This is a genomic window from Pseudomonas sp. LBUM1641 (genome assembly GCF_059716235.1).
The window spans coordinates 4,413,801-4,428,678 of record NZ_CP166815.1 but is presented as its reverse complement, the minus strand read 5'-3'; the positions used below and the strand labels follow the sequence as shown (position 1 = coordinate 4,428,678).

General features: G+C 61.2%; 13 protein-coding genes. 6 read left to right on the top strand and 7 right to left on the bottom strand.

Annotation, left to right across the window (positions count from 1 at the left end):
- Positions 1 to 56 precede the first annotated feature (56 nt).
- From ACA046_RS20400 to ACA046_RS20380, 5 genes are all read left to right on the top strand, one after another.
- Positions 57 to 1,097: a WD40/YVTN/BNR-like repeat-containing protein gene (locus ACA046_RS20400; RefSeq protein ID WP_459029347.1), complete on the top strand. Its 1,041-nt coding sequence runs from the start codon at positions 57 to 59 to the stop codon at positions 1,095 to 1,097.
- Positions 1,098 to 1,112: 15 nt separating this feature from the next.
- Entirely contained in the window at positions 1,113 to 3,488 is a 2,376-nt protein-coding gene (locus tag ACA046_RS20395; RefSeq protein ID WP_497674845.1) for an efflux RND transporter permease subunit, read from the top strand.
- A gap of 118 nt (positions 3,489 to 3,606) precedes the next feature.
- Positions 3,607 to 3,903, top strand: a complete 297-nt coding sequence (locus tag ACA046_RS20390) for a DUF5629 family protein (RefSeq protein ID WP_076016859.1) — start codon at positions 3,607 to 3,609, stop codon at positions 3,901 to 3,903.
- A complete protein-coding gene (locus ACA046_RS20385; RefSeq protein ID WP_076016860.1) occupies positions 3,890 to 5,065 on the top strand; it encodes a lactonase family protein in 1,176 nt (391 codons plus the stop codon). Before ACA046_RS20390 ends, ACA046_RS20385 begins: the two co-directional genes overlap by 14 nt.
- A 156-nt stretch (positions 5,066 to 5,221) precedes the next feature.
- Positions 5,222 to 5,401: a hypothetical protein gene (locus ACA046_RS20380; RefSeq protein ID WP_003211212.1), complete on the top strand. Its 180-nt coding sequence runs from the start codon at positions 5,222 to 5,224 to the stop codon at positions 5,399 to 5,401.
- Positions 5,402 to 5,532: 131 nt separating this feature from the next.
- Here ACA046_RS20380 and ACA046_RS20375 read toward each other — a convergent pair whose 3' ends face one another.
- From ACA046_RS20375 to trhP, 4 genes are all read right to left on the bottom strand, one after another.
- On the bottom strand, positions 5,533 to 6,126 hold the full coding sequence (locus tag ACA046_RS20375) for a glutathione S-transferase (RefSeq protein ID WP_497674844.1): 594 nt from the start codon (positions 6,124 to 6,126) through the stop codon (positions 5,533 to 5,535).
- Entirely contained in the window at positions 6,123 to 9,761 is a 3,639-nt protein-coding gene (locus tag ACA046_RS20370) for an AAA family ATPase (RefSeq protein ID WP_497674843.1), read from the bottom strand. Before ACA046_RS20370 ends, ACA046_RS20375 begins: the two co-directional genes overlap by 4 nt.
- Positions 9,758 to 10,999, bottom strand: a complete 1,242-nt coding sequence (locus ACA046_RS20365; protein WP_459021957.1) for an exonuclease SbcCD subunit D C-terminal domain-containing protein — start codon at positions 10,997 to 10,999, stop codon at positions 9,758 to 9,760. The genes ACA046_RS20370 and ACA046_RS20365 overlap by 4 nt, the downstream gene beginning before the upstream one ends.
- A 208-nt stretch (positions 11,000 to 11,207) precedes the next feature.
- Complete coding sequence (trhP, locus tag ACA046_RS20360; protein ID WP_459021955.1) at positions 11,208 to 12,527, bottom strand: prephenate-dependent tRNA uridine(34) hydroxylase TrhP; 1,320 nt, start codon at positions 12,525 to 12,527, stop codon at positions 11,208 to 11,210.
- 150 nt (positions 12,528 to 12,677) lie between these two features.
- On the opposite strand from trhP, the gene ACA046_RS20355 reads away from it, so the two are divergent.
- Entirely contained in the window at positions 12,678 to 13,739 is a 1,062-nt protein-coding gene (locus ACA046_RS20355; RefSeq protein ID WP_459021953.1) for an AI-2E family transporter, read from the top strand.
- Here ACA046_RS20355 and ACA046_RS20350 read toward each other — a convergent pair.
- The 3 genes from ACA046_RS20350 to ACA046_RS20340 all read right to left on the bottom strand — a co-directional run bounded on the left by ACA046_RS20350 (position 13,736) and on the right by ACA046_RS20340 (position 14,796).
- Positions 13,736 to 13,915 carry a hypothetical protein gene (locus tag ACA046_RS20350; RefSeq protein WP_167663298.1) on the bottom strand — a complete coding sequence of 60 codons (180 nt, stop codon included), beginning with the start codon at positions 13,913 to 13,915 and terminating at the stop codon, positions 13,736 to 13,738. The genes ACA046_RS20355 and ACA046_RS20350 overlap by 4 nt on opposite strands.
- Before the next feature lie 100 nt (positions 13,916 to 14,015).
- On the bottom strand, positions 14,016 to 14,210 hold the full coding sequence (locus ACA046_RS20345) for a hypothetical protein (protein WP_010172323.1): 195 nt from the start codon (positions 14,208 to 14,210) through the stop codon (positions 14,016 to 14,018).
- Between the two features lie 232 nt (positions 14,211 to 14,442).
- Positions 14,443 to 14,796 carry a hypothetical protein gene (locus ACA046_RS20340; protein ID WP_017475503.1) on the bottom strand — a complete coding sequence of 118 codons (354 nt, stop codon included), beginning with the start codon at positions 14,794 to 14,796 and terminating at the stop codon, positions 14,443 to 14,445.
- Between the last annotated feature and the right edge of the window lie 82 nt (positions 14,797 to 14,878).

The following is a 14,878-nucleotide window of genomic DNA, read 5'->3' as shown; positions in this document are numbered from 1 at the left end:
AAGGCAAGACGACCTAACAATAATAAATGGGAGAAAGGTCTATGAGTGAGCCTGTCATGGGTGTGGTGTTTTTCCGCCCGAAGGCCACGCGCAGGGTCGCATTGCTGGCCACAGCGCTCTCGTTGCTGGGGGTTGTCGCGTTGTCGACATCGGCCCACGCCGCCACTGAAACCACCGCCGCAGCGGTGTTTGCCATTGATTCCCCCAAGGCTGCCAAAAGCCTGATGATCGACGTGGTGCACGCAGGCAAACGCCTGGTCGCGGTCGGTGATCGCGGGCACATCCTCTATTCCGACGACCAGGGCGCGACCTGGAGCCAAGCCAAAGTCCCCACCCGGCAACTGCTGACCGCGGTGTTTTTCGCCGATGACAAACACGGTTGGGCGGTGGGCCATGACGCACAGATCCTCGCCACCACCGACGGCGGCCTGAGCTGGACTCAACAATTCCAGGACCTCAAGCGCGAAGCGCCGCTGCTCGACGTGTGGTTCAAGGACGCCAGCAATGGCTTTGCCGTGGGCGCGTACGGTGCGCTGATCGAAACCACCGACGGCGGCAAGGCTTGGGACGACGTCAGCGACCGCCTCGACAACGAAGACCAGTTCCACCTCAACGCCATCGCCCAGGTGAAAGACGCCGGGCTGTTTATCGTCGGTGAGCAGGGCAGCATGTTCCGCTCCCATGACGAGGGGCAAACCTGGGAAAAACTCGAAGGCCCCTACGAGGGCTCGCTGTTCGGCGTGATCGGCACGGCCCAGGCGCAAACCCTGTTGGCCTACGGCCTGCGCGGCAACCTGTTTCGCTCCACGGATTTTGGCAGCACCTGGGAGCCGGTGGAGCTGAACGCCACCCGTGGCGCGCTGGAGTTCGGCTTGTCGGGCGCGACCCTGCTGGACGACGGCTCGATCGTAGTGGTGGGCAACGGCGGCAGCGTGGTGGTCAGCCACGATGACGGCCTGACCTTCAGCGTATTCAATCGCCCGGACCGCATTTCGTTGTCGGCGGTCACGGCGGCGGGCAACGGCAACTTGATTCTGGTGGGGCAGGGCGGCGTTCGCGTGGCGGGTCCAACTGGCGCCGAGCCGACAAAACAATAAGAAGGCGGGGACACCATGAGCAGTCATCACAACGACAAGGCCACGTTTCTCGAGCGCCTGATTTTCAATAACCGCCCGGCAGTGATCACGATCTGCCTGCTGGTGAGTATTTTCCTGTTCTGGCAGGCGACGTTGATTCGCCCGTCCACCAGCTTCGAAAAAATGATCCCGCTCAAGCACCCCTTCATCGAGAAGATGATGGAGCACCGCAACGACCTGGCGAACCTGGGCAACACGGTGCGCATCTCGGTGGAGGCCAAGGACGGCGACATCTTCACGAAGGAGTACATGGAGACCCTGCGCCAGATCAACGACGAGGTGTTCTACATCTCCGGCGTCGACCGCTCCGGGCTCAAGTCCCTGTGGAGCCCAAGTGTACGCTGGACCGAAGTCACGGAAGAGGGCTTTGCCGGCGGTGAAGTGATCCCCCAGAGCTACAACGGCTCGCCGGAAAGCCTCGATCAGTTGCGCAACAACGTGCTCAAGTCCGGGCAAGTCGGGCGGTTGGTGGCCAACGATTTCAAGTCGAGCATCGTCGACATTCCGCTGCTGGAGTCCTACCCGGACCCACAAGACCAGGGCAAGCTGCTGGCCCTGGACTATCGCAAGTTCTCCCATGAACTCGAAGACAAGATCCGCGACAAGTTCGAAGCACAGAACCCCAACGTCAAAATCCACATCGTCGGGTTTGCCAAGAAGGTCGGCGACCTGATCGACGGCCTGGTGATGGTGGTGATGTTCTTCGGTATCGCCTTCGTCATCACCCTGGTGCTGCTGCTGTGGTTCACCAACTGCCTGCGCAGTACCGTCGCGGTGTTGAGCACCACGTTGGTGGCGGTTATCTGGCAACTTGGATTGATGCATGCCCTGGGTTTCGGGCTGGATCCGTACTCGATGCTGGTGCCGTTCCTGATCTTCGCCATCGGTATTTCCCACGGCGTACAGAAGATCAACGGCATCGCCCTGCAATCCAGTGATGCCGACAACGCCCTGACCGCCGCCCGGCGTACGTTCCGCCAGTTGTTCCTGCCGGGAATGATCGCGATCCTCGCCGATGCGGTCGGCTTTATCACCCTGCTGATCATCGACATCGGCGTGATCCGTGAACTGGCCATCGGCGCCTCGGTCGGTGTGGCGGTGATCGTGTTCACCAACCTGATCCTGCTGCCGGTCGCGATCTCCTACGTCGGCATCAGCAAACGCGCCATCGAGCGCAGCAAGAAAGACGCACACCGCGAACACCCGTTCTGGCGCCTGCTGTCGAAATTCGCCAGCCCCAAAGTCGCGCCGGTATCGATTGCGTTGGCATTGGTCGCCTTCGGTGGCGGCCTCTGGTACAGCCAGAACCTGAAGATCGGCGACCTCGACCAGGGCGCGCCGGAGCTGCGCCCGGATTCGCGCTACAACAAGGACAACAACTTCATCATCAGCAACTACTCCACCAGCTCCGACGTGCTGGTGGTGATGGTCAAGACGCCGCCGGAAGGCTGCTCGCGTTATGAAGCCATGGCGCCCATCGACCAGTTGATGTGCAAGATGCAGAACACCGAAGGCGTGCAGTCGGCCATCTCGTTGGTGACCGTGTCCAAGCAGATGATCAAGGGCATGAACGAGGGCAACCTGAAATGGGAAACCCTGTCGCGTAACCCGGATGTGCTGAACAACTCCATCGCCCGTGCCGATGGCCTGTACAACAACAATTGCTCCCTGGCGCCGGTGCTGGTGTTCCTCAACGACCACAAGGCCGAAACCCTCGACCGCGCGGTGCATGCGGTGCAGGACTTCGCCAAGGAGAACAACAAGGCGGGCCTGGAATTCATCCTCGCCGCCGGTAACGCCGGGATCGAAGCCGCCACCAACGAGGTGATCAAGGAATCCGAGCTGACCATCCTGATCCTGGTGTACCTGTGCGTGGCCACCATGTGCATGATCACCTTCCGCTCCTGGGCGGCGACCCTGTGCATCGTGCTCCCACTGGTGCTGACCTCGGTGCTGGGCAATGCGCTGATGGCGTTCATGGGCATCGGCGTCAAGGTCGCGACCTTGCCGGTGGTGGCGCTGGGCGTGGGGATTGGCGTGGACTACGGCATCTACATCTACAGTCGCCTGGAGAGTTTCCTGCGCGCCGGTTTGCCGTTGCAGGAAGCCTATTACCAGACGCTCAAATCCACCGGTAAAGCGGTGTTGTTCACCGGCTTGTGCCTGGCGATCGGCGTGGCGACGTGGATCTTCTCGGCGATCAAGTTCCAGGCTGACATGGGCCTGATGCTGACCTTCATGCTGCTGTGGAACATGTTCGGCGCGCTGTGGCTGCTGCCGGCGCTGGCACGCTTCCTGATCAAGCCCGAGAAGCTGGCGGGGCAGAAGGGCAATTCGTTGTTCGCTCACTGATTCATCGCTGTTCGCCAAAACGCCGTGGCCTGTGCCACGGCGTTTTGCATTGCGCGGGCTTAGGTCGATGCAACGATTTGACCTATCATGGGGTCTTTCCTCTTGATGATTGATGGTTATGACTGCTGACACCGCTACCTTGCTCAATGCTTTTGAAGACTGCCAGATGGTTGAAATCGATGGCCTGCACACTTTCGATTTCAGCCTGGATGACCAGAAGTTGTTGATCATCTGCATGGACGGTCGTGACAAGAAGCACTGGAGATTCAGCCTGGAGCAGGTCAAGGCGGCGACCTTTGATCAAACCTTGCAAAGCTGGACCCTTACCGGTGACTCGGGCGAACACCGCCTGGTCTGCATGAGCGGCGTCACCGGCAACAATAATGACGAGGATGAAGCGGATGATGATGCGTAAATTCTGGCCCCTGCTGATGGCCGGCAGTGTAGGCGCGATGTCGGTCCAGGCCGCGCCGGTGGATACCTATGAATTGCTCGTCGGCAGCTACACCGCCGGCACCAGCGAAGGCATCTATCGCCTGCAGTTCGACAGCCGTACCGGGCAGTTCAGCGGCCAGCCGGTGCTCGCCGCCAAGACGGCCAACCCGTCGTGGCTGACCCTGTCCAAAGACCAGAAGCACCTGTTTGTGGTCAACGAAAACGGCCCGGGCCAAAAAGACCCGGTGGGGCGCGTCAGCAGCTACAGCATCGACCCGAAGAACCATCAACTGACCCTGATCAACCAGGTGCAGAGCCTGGGCAACGAGCCGACTCATTCCAGCCTGGCCAGTGACGGGCGCTACCTGTTCGTCGCCAACTATTCGGTGCTGGAAGATCCGGGCGGCAGCCTCGCGGTGTTGCCGGTAGATGCCCAAGGCAAGCTGTCGCCGCCGGTGCAGTTGAGCGGGCACCCGGCCAGCCGGGTCAACCCGGAGCGTCAGGCCTCCAACCACGTGCATTCGGTGGTGTCTTCGCCGGATGGCAAATACGTGTTTGTTCAGGACCTGGGGGCGGACAAGATCTTTGCCTACCACTACGATCCCAAGGCCAACCACGAACTGCCGCTGACCCCGGCCGATCCTGCGTTCGTGCAATTGCCACCGGGCAGCGGCCCGCGGCACCTGCTGTTCACCGCAGACGGCAAGCACGCGTGGCTGACCACCGAGATGAGCGCACAAGTGGCGGTGTTTGACTACAACGATGGCAAGCTGACCCAGAAGCAACTGGTCAACTTTGCCGACGGCCAACCGGTGTCCGACAAGGCCGGCGCCGCGTTGCACACCTCAAGCGACGGCAAGTTCCTCTACGTGAGCAACCGAGGCACCGCCAACCAGATGCTGGTGTTTGCCATCGACCCGGCCACCGCGCAGTTGAAAGAGATCCAGCGCCGCTCGGTGGAAGGTGATCATCCCCGGGAGTTCGCCCTGGACCCCAGCGGCAAGTTCCTGCTGATCGCCAACCAGAAGAGCAACGAGATTGTGGTGGTCGAGCGCGACCCCAAGACCGGTCTTTTGGGCAAAACCGTGCAGAAACTGGCGATTGATGCCCCCAGCGACCTCAAGTTCCTGGTGCGACAATAAGCCACAGGCCCCGCAGTGCGGGGCCTGACTTGCTGTATTAATACTATTAATAGCGGCTAGTGTTTCAATGAATTTCTAAGGCTAACCCCTCGGGCGTAAGTTTGGTTCCAAGGCCAACACAGGCCACCCAGCCAACCGAACACAAGGGTTACCGACATGAACTTCAATCTCTTCTCGATCATCGCCGCTTCCGCTGTTTCCGCCACCGTAGCGTTGCCAGCCAGCGCCAGCGTCGAAATCAGCAGCAAAAAAACCAGCACCAGCGCCTACACCCAGAAATACCTGCAACAAAGCGCCAACTTCTATGCAGCGCTGGACCACAAAATCCAGAACTGATCTTGAAGCTGATGAAGATCAAATGTGGGAGCGGGCTTGCTCGCGAAAGCGCCGGGTCAGTCTATACATGGGCTGACTGATACACCGCCTTCGCGAGCAAGCCCGCTCCCACATTTTGTCCTGTGACAGTCTCAGGGTTTTGCCATTACGGCGATGAACAAAGGCGATTCCAGAAACCGCTGCAACCAGTCCTGCAACCGCGGATACGGCGCCCGTCCAAACCACTCCCGATCCACATGCGCAAACTGCCGCACAAACGGCGCCAGTGCCACATCCGCCAGGCTCAAGTGCCCGGCCAGCAAATACTCGCGCTGCGCCAGTAACCCCTCCAGCTTCGACAAAAACACCTCACCCTCGGCCCGATAGTGCTCCATCGGCTGCTCCGGATAGCGCTCGGCATACTTGTATCGATTCAATTGATGTTTGAAGCCCTGATCATTCTCTTCAATCAGCGCCTGCGTCGCCTCGTCATCCTCAAGCAACCATCCCTCAGGATCGTTCTGCGCCAGTGCCCAGCGTATGATCGCCAGGCTCTCATCGATCACCCGGCCATCCACGCTCAGCACCGGCACCGTGCCTTTGGGTGACAGCGCCAGCATTTCAGCCGGCTTGGCCTTGAGACTGACCTCAATGATCTGCACCGCCACCCCCGAATACCGCAGGGCCATCCGCGCCCGCATCGCATACGGGCAACGGCGGAACGAATACAACACCACTTCGCTCACTTGACCTCCAGGGTGCTCAAGCCATTGCCCTGGCGCTTGACCTGAATCTGCACCGGAATCCGCTCGTGCATTTCCTGCACATGGGAAATCACCGCCACCTTGCGGCCCTGGGCCTGCAAGCCGTCGAGGGCGTCCATCGCCAGTTGCAGCGACTCGGGGTCCAGACTGCCAAAGCCTTCGTCGATAAACAGCGACTCAATCTTCAGCGTACTCGACGCCATCGACGCCAGGCCCAAGGCCAGGGCCAGCGAGACGAGGAACGTCTCGCCACCCGACAACGAATGCACCGAGCGCAGTTCGTCGCCCATTTCCGTGTCGAGCACCAGCAGGCCGAGCATGCTGCCGCCGCGTTTGAGGCGGTAACGGCGTACCAGTTGGCGCAGTTGCACGTTGGCGTGGTGCACCAGCAGGTCGAGGTTGTAGGCCTGGGCGATCTTGCGGAAGGTATCGCCGGTGGCTGAACCAATCAGCGCATTCAGGCGTGCCCAGCGTTGCCATTCTTCGTAGGCCTTGGCGATCTCGGCCGCCAAGGCCTGGTTGGCATCCTGGCGGCGCTGGTCGTCGGCCTGTTGGGCACGCAGTTCGGCGCAGTGTTTTTCGCCAATGATCAGCGCGGCGTTGAGTTCGGCCAGGGCGCTGTCCAGTTGCTCGGCGTCGAGGTTGCCGTTGTGCAGCGCCTGGTGATCCTTGAGCCGCTGTTCGCGCTCTTGCAGCAACACCTTGGCCTGCTCGATGGCTTTTTCGCTGTGTTGCAGTTGCTGGCGTAGCTCGGCCACCTGCGGTTCATCGAAGGCCACCAGGCGCGCCAGGCCTTCGTCATCGAGTTCCGGGTGCAAGGCACGCCAGTCACTCAGGCGCGTGGTGAGTGCCTGGTGCTCGGTGTCCAGAGATTGTTGGCGTTCTTGCAGCGACTTGAGGTCGGCGGCCAGTTGGATCAGCTGGTTGCGGGTGTCCTGCAGCTGTTGGTTGGCCTCGTTCTCATGCTGCCGCGCCTGGTCGACGGCCAGGTCCAGTTGCTGTTGCCAGTGTTCGGCGCTGGGGTTTTCGCCCAGCAGGCCGGCGAGTTTTTCCTTGGCGGCGTGTTGCAGGGCGCTTTGTTCGGCGAGCTGTTTTTGCAAGGTCTCCAACTGCTGCTGACGATGCTGCTGGCGGTCCTGTTCTTTCTCGATGGCTTGCTGGCGCTGTAGCTGCTCCGCCAGTTCTTCTTTTTGGTTATCCAGCTGCTCCAGGCGCTGGCTGACCTGCTGGTCGAGCAGCATGAAGGTTGCCGCCGGCTCGCTGCGCAGGCCGTCGAGGGTCTCGGCGGGTAACAGGCTGGCGAAGGCGTTGAGTTCTTCGTCCAGGCGTTCGCGGTCGTTGGACAGTTCCCGCTGCTGGTCGATCAGCAATTGGCGTGCCTGTTGGCTGGCGTCCTGGGCGGCGTGCAGTTGTTGCTGCATACGGCCGGCATTCTGTTGCAGGTTGAGCAGGGCGCCTTGGCGTTGTTCATCCTGGGCGAGGCTTTGGCTGAGCTGGCTCAGTTGCTGGGCGAGCCATGCGTCGCGCTTGGCCACGTCCTGGTTGAACAGCGAGGCGGACAGCGGGTGGGCTTCAAGGCTCGGTACCAAGGCCTGCAACTGGGTGGCGAGTTGCTCCTGCTGTTGCAGGAACTCCTTTTGCTGGGCGATCAGGCCGCCCACTTCGCCGCGCAACTCAGTGAGTTTTTCCTTGAGTACATCCACGGCTTGCTGCGCGTTGGCCTCTTCGCTTTCGTCGTGGCGGGTCAGGCTTTGCAGCATCGCTTCGGGTTGGTGATACGGGTGCTCGACACTGCCGCAGACCGGGCATGGTTGGTCATCCTGAAGCTGGCCGCGCAATTCCTCGACACTGGCACTGCGGGCCAAACGCTGACGTTCCAGCAATTGCTTGGTGACGGTCAGGGTCTGCTCGGCGACGGTCAGCTCGGCCTTGGCTTGCAGGCCGCTCTGGTTCAACAGTTCACGTTGTTGCTGTGCGAGGGTTTGCTTTTGCGTCAGGGCCTGGCTCTGGCTATCCAGTTGCTGATGGCTGTCCCACAGCCGCGCCAAATCTTCAAACGCTCGATGTTGCTTGCGGTTGTCCTGAAGCAGGCTGCCCAGCAACTGGATCTGTTCGGCCACCGCATGGGGTTCGGCGCCGGCTTCGTGGTACAGCAGGTCCAGCGCTTCGCGTTGCGCGGTCCACTTTTCGCCGAGGCGGGTGGCGCGTTCTTCCAGTTGCGGCAGTTCGGCCTGGCCTTTATTGAGGCGATTGCCGATCAGCATCAGCTGTTGCAAGCGGTCGCGGTAGGCGCTCCATGCATCGCTCAAGGGGGCGAGTGCGGCACTGCGTTCAAGCTCTGCGGCCAGCCGGTGCAGGCGTTCGGCAACGAGTTTTTGTTTGTCGAGCAACCCGGTCAACGTGGCCTGACCTTCCACACAGGCGGCTTCGCCCAGCTGTTTTTCTTCGCTGCGCTTGGCCAGCTCACGGGTCAAGTGGGCGAGGGTGGTTTGTTCCTCGAAAGCCTGACGTAGCAGGGGGACCGCATCGGCCTGTTGTTTCAGGGCCTGGGCGAGAGCGGCGTGCACGTCGGCCTGCTGCTGTTGCAGTTGGGTCTGGCGGGTGTGCAGCGCGGTTTGTTGCTCAAGGTGCTGCTGGATCTGCGCAGCGAGGGGCTGCAACTGTGTGGTCAGTTCAGCCTGGCGGGCGAAGTGATGACGTTGCGGCGCCAGTTGTTCCAGGCGGCTGAGGTCCAGGCGTTGCGGGCCCTGGCTTTCCCAATGTTGCTGGGCCTGTTGCAGTTGCTCGACCGCGCCTTGTTGGCGCTCCTGCCATTCCCGCAGTTCCTTGAGCCAGGTGTGCTGCAGCTCAAGCTGCTTGAGCTGCGCTTGCTGGGTCTTGAGCTGCTGCTGGGCGGCAGCCAGCTGTGCGTCCAGCTCGGCGCGGGCTTCAGGGGCCAGCGGGGTGACGCCGGTGGCCTGGTCTTGCAGGTGTTTGTGGGCGTCCCGGGCGTCCTTGGCCTTATCGAAGGCGCGGCGGCCGAGTTGGGTGTAGAGCGCGGTGTCGGTGAGCTTTTCCAGCAGTTCGCTGCGCTCGTTGTCGTTGGCCTTGAGGAACGCACTGAACTCGCTTTGCGCCAGCAACACGGCGCGGGTGAACTGCTCGAAGTTCAAGCCCAGGGCCAGTTCCAGCTGGGTCTTGTATTCGGTTTTCTGGCTGGCCAGCAGTTGCTCGCTGTCGAGGTCGATCAGGCTTTGGCGGCTGGCTTGCAGCTTGCCGCTGGCCTTGTCCCGGGCGCGGTTGGCTTCCCAACGGGCGCGGTAGCGACGGCCACTGACGCCGACAAAGTCCACTTCGGCATAACCGCCGCCCGTGCCCCGGCGAATCAGGGTGCGTGGGTCGCCGATGGAAATGTCGGTGTCGGCATCCGGCATCTTCGCCTGGCCGGTATCGCCCAGGCGCGGCACCGCGCCAAACAGCGCCAGGCATAACGCATCAAGCAAGGTACTTTTACCGGCACCCGTGGGCCCGGTAATCGCGAACAGCCCGGCACTGGCCAGGGGCTCGGCGGTAAAGTCGATTTCAAACGGTCCCGCCAGGGAGGCGAGGTTTTTCAGGCGAATGGCAAGGATCTTCATGGCTGTTCGCCCTCCTGTTGTACTTCCTGGAGCAGCACGGCGAAGTCCTTGAGGGTCTGTTCGTCCACTTCACTGCCGTAGCTTTCCTGCCAGGCGCGGCTGAACAATTCCTGGGGCGTGAGCTGGTCGAGCTCGATCAGGCGGTCTTCCTGGCTGTCTTCGCGGCTGCCCGCGCCTGCGTATTCAGCGGCGATGCGCACCAGGCGCACGGCCTTGCCTTGCAGGGCGTTTTCCACTTGCTGACGCAGGTCGGGTTGCGGCTCGTCGAGGCGCACCCGCACTTCCAGCCAGGGTTGGCGCTGGGTTTCGGCCAGCAGGTCGATGTCGGGCAGGTCGGCCAGTTGCTTGAGGATGTCGGCCAGGGGCGCGGCTTCCAGGCGTTGCAGGTTGACCGAGCGCGGGATCAGGCGGGATTCGACGCTGACCAGGGTTTCGCCGTCCAGTTGCACGTCAAGGATCTGGTGCTGGTAGCCGATTTCCGAAAACGACAGTGGAATCGGCGAGCCACAGTAGCGAATACGCTCCTCGCCATTCACCCGCTGGGGTTTGTGCAAATGGCCGAGGGCCACGTAGCTGACGCTGGCATCAAACAGGCTGGCGGGCAGCGCTTCGGCATTGCCGATGATCAGGCTGCGCTCGGAATCTTCCGATACCGAACCGCCAGCCATGTGCGCATGGCTGATGGCAACCAGCGCCTGGCCCGGTTGGCGTTTGGCGTTGGCGGCGGCGATGAGCCACTCATGAACCTGGCCGATGCCCCGCAGGTAATCGTCCCCCAACTGCGCGCCGGTCACTTCGGCCGGGCGCAGGAAGGGCAGGGCCAGGCACCAGCCGGCGATTTCACCGTCGGTACCGGGCAATGGAATCAGCAGGCGTTCGACGTCTAACTGCCCATCATCCAGCCACAGTACCCGGCCCAACGCGTGGGTGCGCAGGCGGCGCATCAACGGTGCCGGCAGTTCGATGCGCGAGCCGGAGTCGTGGTTGCCGGCGATCATCACGATGGTCAGCGCCGGGTTTTGCTCGTGGGCGCTGATGATGAAGTCATACAGCCGCTCCTGGGCCTTGAGCGGCGGGTTGACCGTATCGAAAATATCGCCGGCGATCAGCAGCACATCCGGGCGGTGCAGGCCCAACTGGCCCAGCAGCCAGTCGAGGAAGCAGGCGTGTTCGAAGTCGCGTTCCTGGCCGTGCAGGTTTTGCCCAAGGTGCCAGTCGGAGGTGTGAAACAGACGCAAGGCGATCTCCGTAAAAAAGAGTGTGACCGCTCAAGACAGGGTGGCGGTACGCAGAACCGCCAATTCTACTGTGCTAATGAGCCTATTGCGCGCATGCCCTGCTTTTTGTGATGAGGAAGTTTTTGTGGAAAAAAGCGCTTTTGTGGCGAGGGAGCAAGCTCCCTCGCCACAGAAAGCTGTCTCACACTCATTGAGGTGTCTGGCGAAGTTAAACGTCGCGCATCAAAAGACCGAAACGCAGATCCGTCTCCGCCGGGATCGGCAGATACACCGTATGGCCGTCGCCCGGCGCCACCTCGATAGCCTCGCCCTTGGCGTTGTGCAGCGTGCTCAGGTCAAAGTGGAAATTCCCCGCCGGGGTCATCAGTTCCAGGTGATTACCCACGGCAAACCGGTTCTTCACCTTGACCTCGGCCAGCTCGCCGCGCCGTTCACCGGTGAGCTCGCCGACGAACTGCTGGCGTTCAGACACCGAGCTGCCGTTCTGATAGTTCTGGTATTCATCGTGCACGTGCCGGCGCAGGAAACCTTCGGTGTAGCCGCGCTGGGCCAGGGATTCGAGATTGGTCATCAAGCCGCGGTCAAAGGCGCGCCCGGCCACTGCGTCGTCGATGGCCTGGCGATACACCTGGGTGGTGCGGGCGCAGTAGAAGTGGGATTTGGTGCGGCCTTCGATCTTCAGCGAATGCACGCCCATGCGCGTCAGCCGCTCGACGTGCTGCACCGCCCGCAGGTCCTTGGCGTTCATGATGTAGGTGCCGTGCTCGTCTTCGAAGGCGGGCATCTGCTCGTCGGGGCGGTTGGCCTCCTGCAACAGGAACACCTGGTCGGTGGGCGCGCCGAGGCCCAGGGTCGGCTCGGGTGCGTACTGCTGCACGATGTCGCCGACGGCGTTTTCCACCGCCGGCGTCGCCTGGTATTTCCAGCGGCAGGCGTTGGTGCAGGTACCTTGGTTGGCATCGCGTTTGTTCATGTAGCCCGACAGCAGGCAGCGCCCGGAATAGGCCATGCACAGCGCGCCGTGCACAAACACTTCCAGCTCCATGGCGGGGACTTGCTGGCGGATCTCTTCGATTTCTTCCAGCGACAGCTCTCGGGACAGGATGATCCGGCAGATGCCTTGCGCCTGCCAGAACTCGACGCTGGCCCAGTTCACCGTATTGGCCTGTACCGACAGGTGGATCGGCATGTGCGGGAAGTGCCGGCGCACCAGCATGATCAGGCCAGGGTCGGACATGATCAGCGCATCCGGGCCCATGGCGATCACCGGGGCGAGGTCCTTGAGGAAGGTTTTCAGCTTGGCGTTGTGGGGCGCGATATTGACCACCACGTAGAAGCGCTTGCCCTGGGCCTGGGCTTCCTGGATCCCGAGGGCGAGGTTGGCGTGGTCGAACTCGTTATTGCGCACCCGCAGGCTATAGCGCGGTTGCCCGGCGTAGACGGCATCGGCGCCGTAGGCGAAGGCATAACGCATGTTTTTCAGGGTGCCGGCGGGGGCGAGCAGTTCGGGGGCGATAACGGGGGGCATGGGTTCTGGTCGCAAAAGGGCGGCAGGGTAGCGGTGCCCGCCGCGACGTTTATTGATCCAGATCTAAGAAGTAGGGCACTCGCAGGATTTGCAGCGGACTAAGCATCAAGGTGCACACGAGTGTCCTGCGTTTTTTGAGATGGATCGGCCATGAACCAAACCAACCTGCAATTCAAAACCCTGCTGTTACTGCTCGCCTTGGTGACCATCGCGTTTATCTGGATCCTGCTGCCGTTTTACGGTGCGGTGTTCTGGGCGGTGATCCTGGGGATCATCTTTGCGCCGATGCAACGGCGCTTCCAGCAACGATTTGGCTGGAATCGCAACTTCACCTCACTGGCAACCCTGATGGTGTGTCTTGTGATTGCGATTCTGCCGGTGATTATCACCAGTGCCTTGCTGGTGCAGGAGGGCGCGACGCTTTACAAGAACGTCGAGAGCGGCAAGCTCGACGTTGCCGGGTATATCGAGCAGTTCAAGAACTTCTTGCCGCCGTATTTCCAGCACCTGCTGGACCGCTTCGGCATGGGCAACCTGGAAGGCCTGCGGGAAAAAATCGTCAAGAGCGCGATGCAGGGCAGCCAGTTTTTTGCGACCCAGGCGTTCAGCTTTGGCCAGGGCACGTTTGATTTCCTGGTGAGCTTTTTCATCATGCTGTACTTGCTGTTCTTCCTGCTGCGCGACGGTCCCGAGCTGGTGCGCAAGGTGCGCACCGCCGTGCCGCTGGCCGAACCGCAAAAACGTCGCCTGCAACTGAAGTTCAACCGGGTGGTGCGGGCCACGGTAAAAGGCAACGTGCTGGTGGCGGTCACGCAAGGCGCGTTGGGTGGTTTGATCTTCTGGTTCCTGGACATTCCCAGCGCGTTGCTCTGGGCGGTGTTGATGGCGTTTCTGTCGCTGCTGCCGGCGGTGGGCGCGGGGATTGTGTGGGGGCCGGTGGCGGTGTATTTCCTGTTGAGCGGGGCGATCTGGCAGGGCGTGGTGCTTGGGCTGTTCGGGGTGTTTGTGATCGGGCTGGTGGACAATGTGCTGAGGCCCATCCTGGTGGGCAAGGACACCCGTATGCCGGATTACCTGATCCTCATCTCAACCTTGGGCGGCCTGTCGATCTTTGGCCTGAACGGGTTTGTCATCGGCCCGTTGATTGCTGCGTTGTTTATGTCCAGTTGGGCATTGTTTGTTGAAACCAAGCCACGGGTGCAACTGCCTTAGGCATGAAAACAATCCGCCATCCTGACCGACAGGGCCTGGGCGGCTGGCAACGAGGTAAGTGGGCCGCTGATAGGTTCGCCGTCGCGTACCAGGTACCAGCAGGCGAGCAAACCCAGCTCCCGAAGGGGGGCGGGAACGGCACTGCCGATGACAGACATGATTTGAATAGTGGGCATGACGACCTCCAATAAGCGATGGAGGTGACATTACGGTGTGCAGGCCTTAAGGGAAAATTAACCCGCTCGATAGTCGACATCACTGTTATCGAGCGATCAGTCAGTCGACAACCTGGTCGAGCATGTGCACCACTTCCTGTTCACTGAGCAGGCCCTTGCGCACCAGGTTTTCCGCCAGCAGGGACAGGAACTTGGCATTGCGATGGCCTTCCAGGGCCTTGAGTTCGGTCAGTACGCTATAGACCTTGCTGGACGTGCAGAGGCCGGCGGTGCGATGCGGGTTTTGCGTGGGCATGGTCAGTCGTCCTTGTTGTTCTTGGCTGGACAATGTTGATAGTGGAAGCCTTTTGAGACACAAACATGACAGCGCAGGCCCCGTTCGGGCAAGCGCCTATTTGGATCAATGATGTGGGATTTGGCCACAGCCATTGTCCTTATAACGACCTTGGCGAGATTTATTCAGACCAGCAGGCCAAAAAAAGGCCCCGCTTTTAGGGCGGAGCCTGTTCGTGTGTATCAGTTCATGCTTACCAGCCGCGCCCGTAATAGCCGTGTGGAGGGCCGTAGTAGCCACGCGGTGGGCCGTAATAGACCGGTGCCGGGCGGTAATAAACCCGTTGCTGCACATACACCGGCGGTGGCGGTGCGTAGTAGACCGGCGGCGGAGCGGCATACACCGGCTGCGGCTGGACATACACCGGCTGTTGCACATAGACCGGTTGCTGCTGGCTGGCGACAATCGAGCCGCCTACCACTGCACCGACTACCGCTCCCAGTGCAAGCGGGGCACCCCAACCACCACCGTGGGCGGAGGCCTGTCCTGCTATAGCGAGTGCACCGATAAGCAAGGCGATCTTGGGGAGTTTACGAATCATGGTCATTCCTCGGTTAGCCCCTGCGCTTGTGGTCTGCAATCAATAGACTCAAGGATTGTCGCGGGGATACTTTTAAGACAGCGTATTT

Excerpts from the sequence above, each read along its gene's own strand:
- trhP (WP_459021955.1), bottom strand. The coding sequence starts at position 12,527 with ATGCCCCCCGTTATCGCCCCCGAACTGCTCGCCCCCGCCGGCACCCTG.
- ACA046_RS20390 (WP_076016859.1), top strand. The coding sequence starts at position 3,607 with ATGACTGCTGACACCGCTACCTTGCTCAATGCTTTTGAAGACTGCCAG.
- ACA046_RS20340 (WP_017475503.1), bottom strand. The coding sequence starts at position 14,796 with ATGACCATGATTCGTAAACTCCCCAAGATCGCCTTGCTTATCGGTGCA.
- ACA046_RS20355 (WP_459021953.1), top strand. The coding sequence starts at position 12,678 with ATGAACCAAACCAACCTGCAATTCAAAACCCTGCTGTTACTGCTCGCC.
- ACA046_RS20395 (WP_497674845.1), top strand. The coding sequence starts at position 1,113 with ATGAGCAGTCATCACAACGACAAGGCCACGTTTCTCGAGCGCCTGATT.
- ACA046_RS20345 (WP_010172323.1), bottom strand. The coding sequence starts at position 14,210 with ATGCCCACGCAAAACCCGCATCGCACCGCCGGCCTCTGCACGTCCAGC.
- ACA046_RS20350 (WP_167663298.1), bottom strand. The coding sequence starts at position 13,915 with ATGCCCACTATTCAAATCATGTCTGTCATCGGCAGTGCCGTTCCCGCC.
- ACA046_RS20385 (WP_076016860.1), top strand. The coding sequence starts at position 3,890 with ATGATGATGCGTAAATTCTGGCCCCTGCTGATGGCCGGCAGTGTAGGC.
- ACA046_RS20400 (WP_459029347.1), top strand. The coding sequence starts at position 57 with ATGGGTGTGGTGTTTTTCCGCCCGAAGGCCACGCGCAGGGTCGCATTG.
- ACA046_RS20380 (WP_003211212.1), top strand. The coding sequence starts at position 5,222 with ATGAACTTCAATCTCTTCTCGATCATCGCCGCTTCCGCTGTTTCCGCC.
- ACA046_RS20370 (WP_497674843.1), bottom strand. The coding sequence starts at position 9,761 with ATGAAGATCCTTGCCATTCGCCTGAAAAACCTCGCCTCCCTGGCGGGA.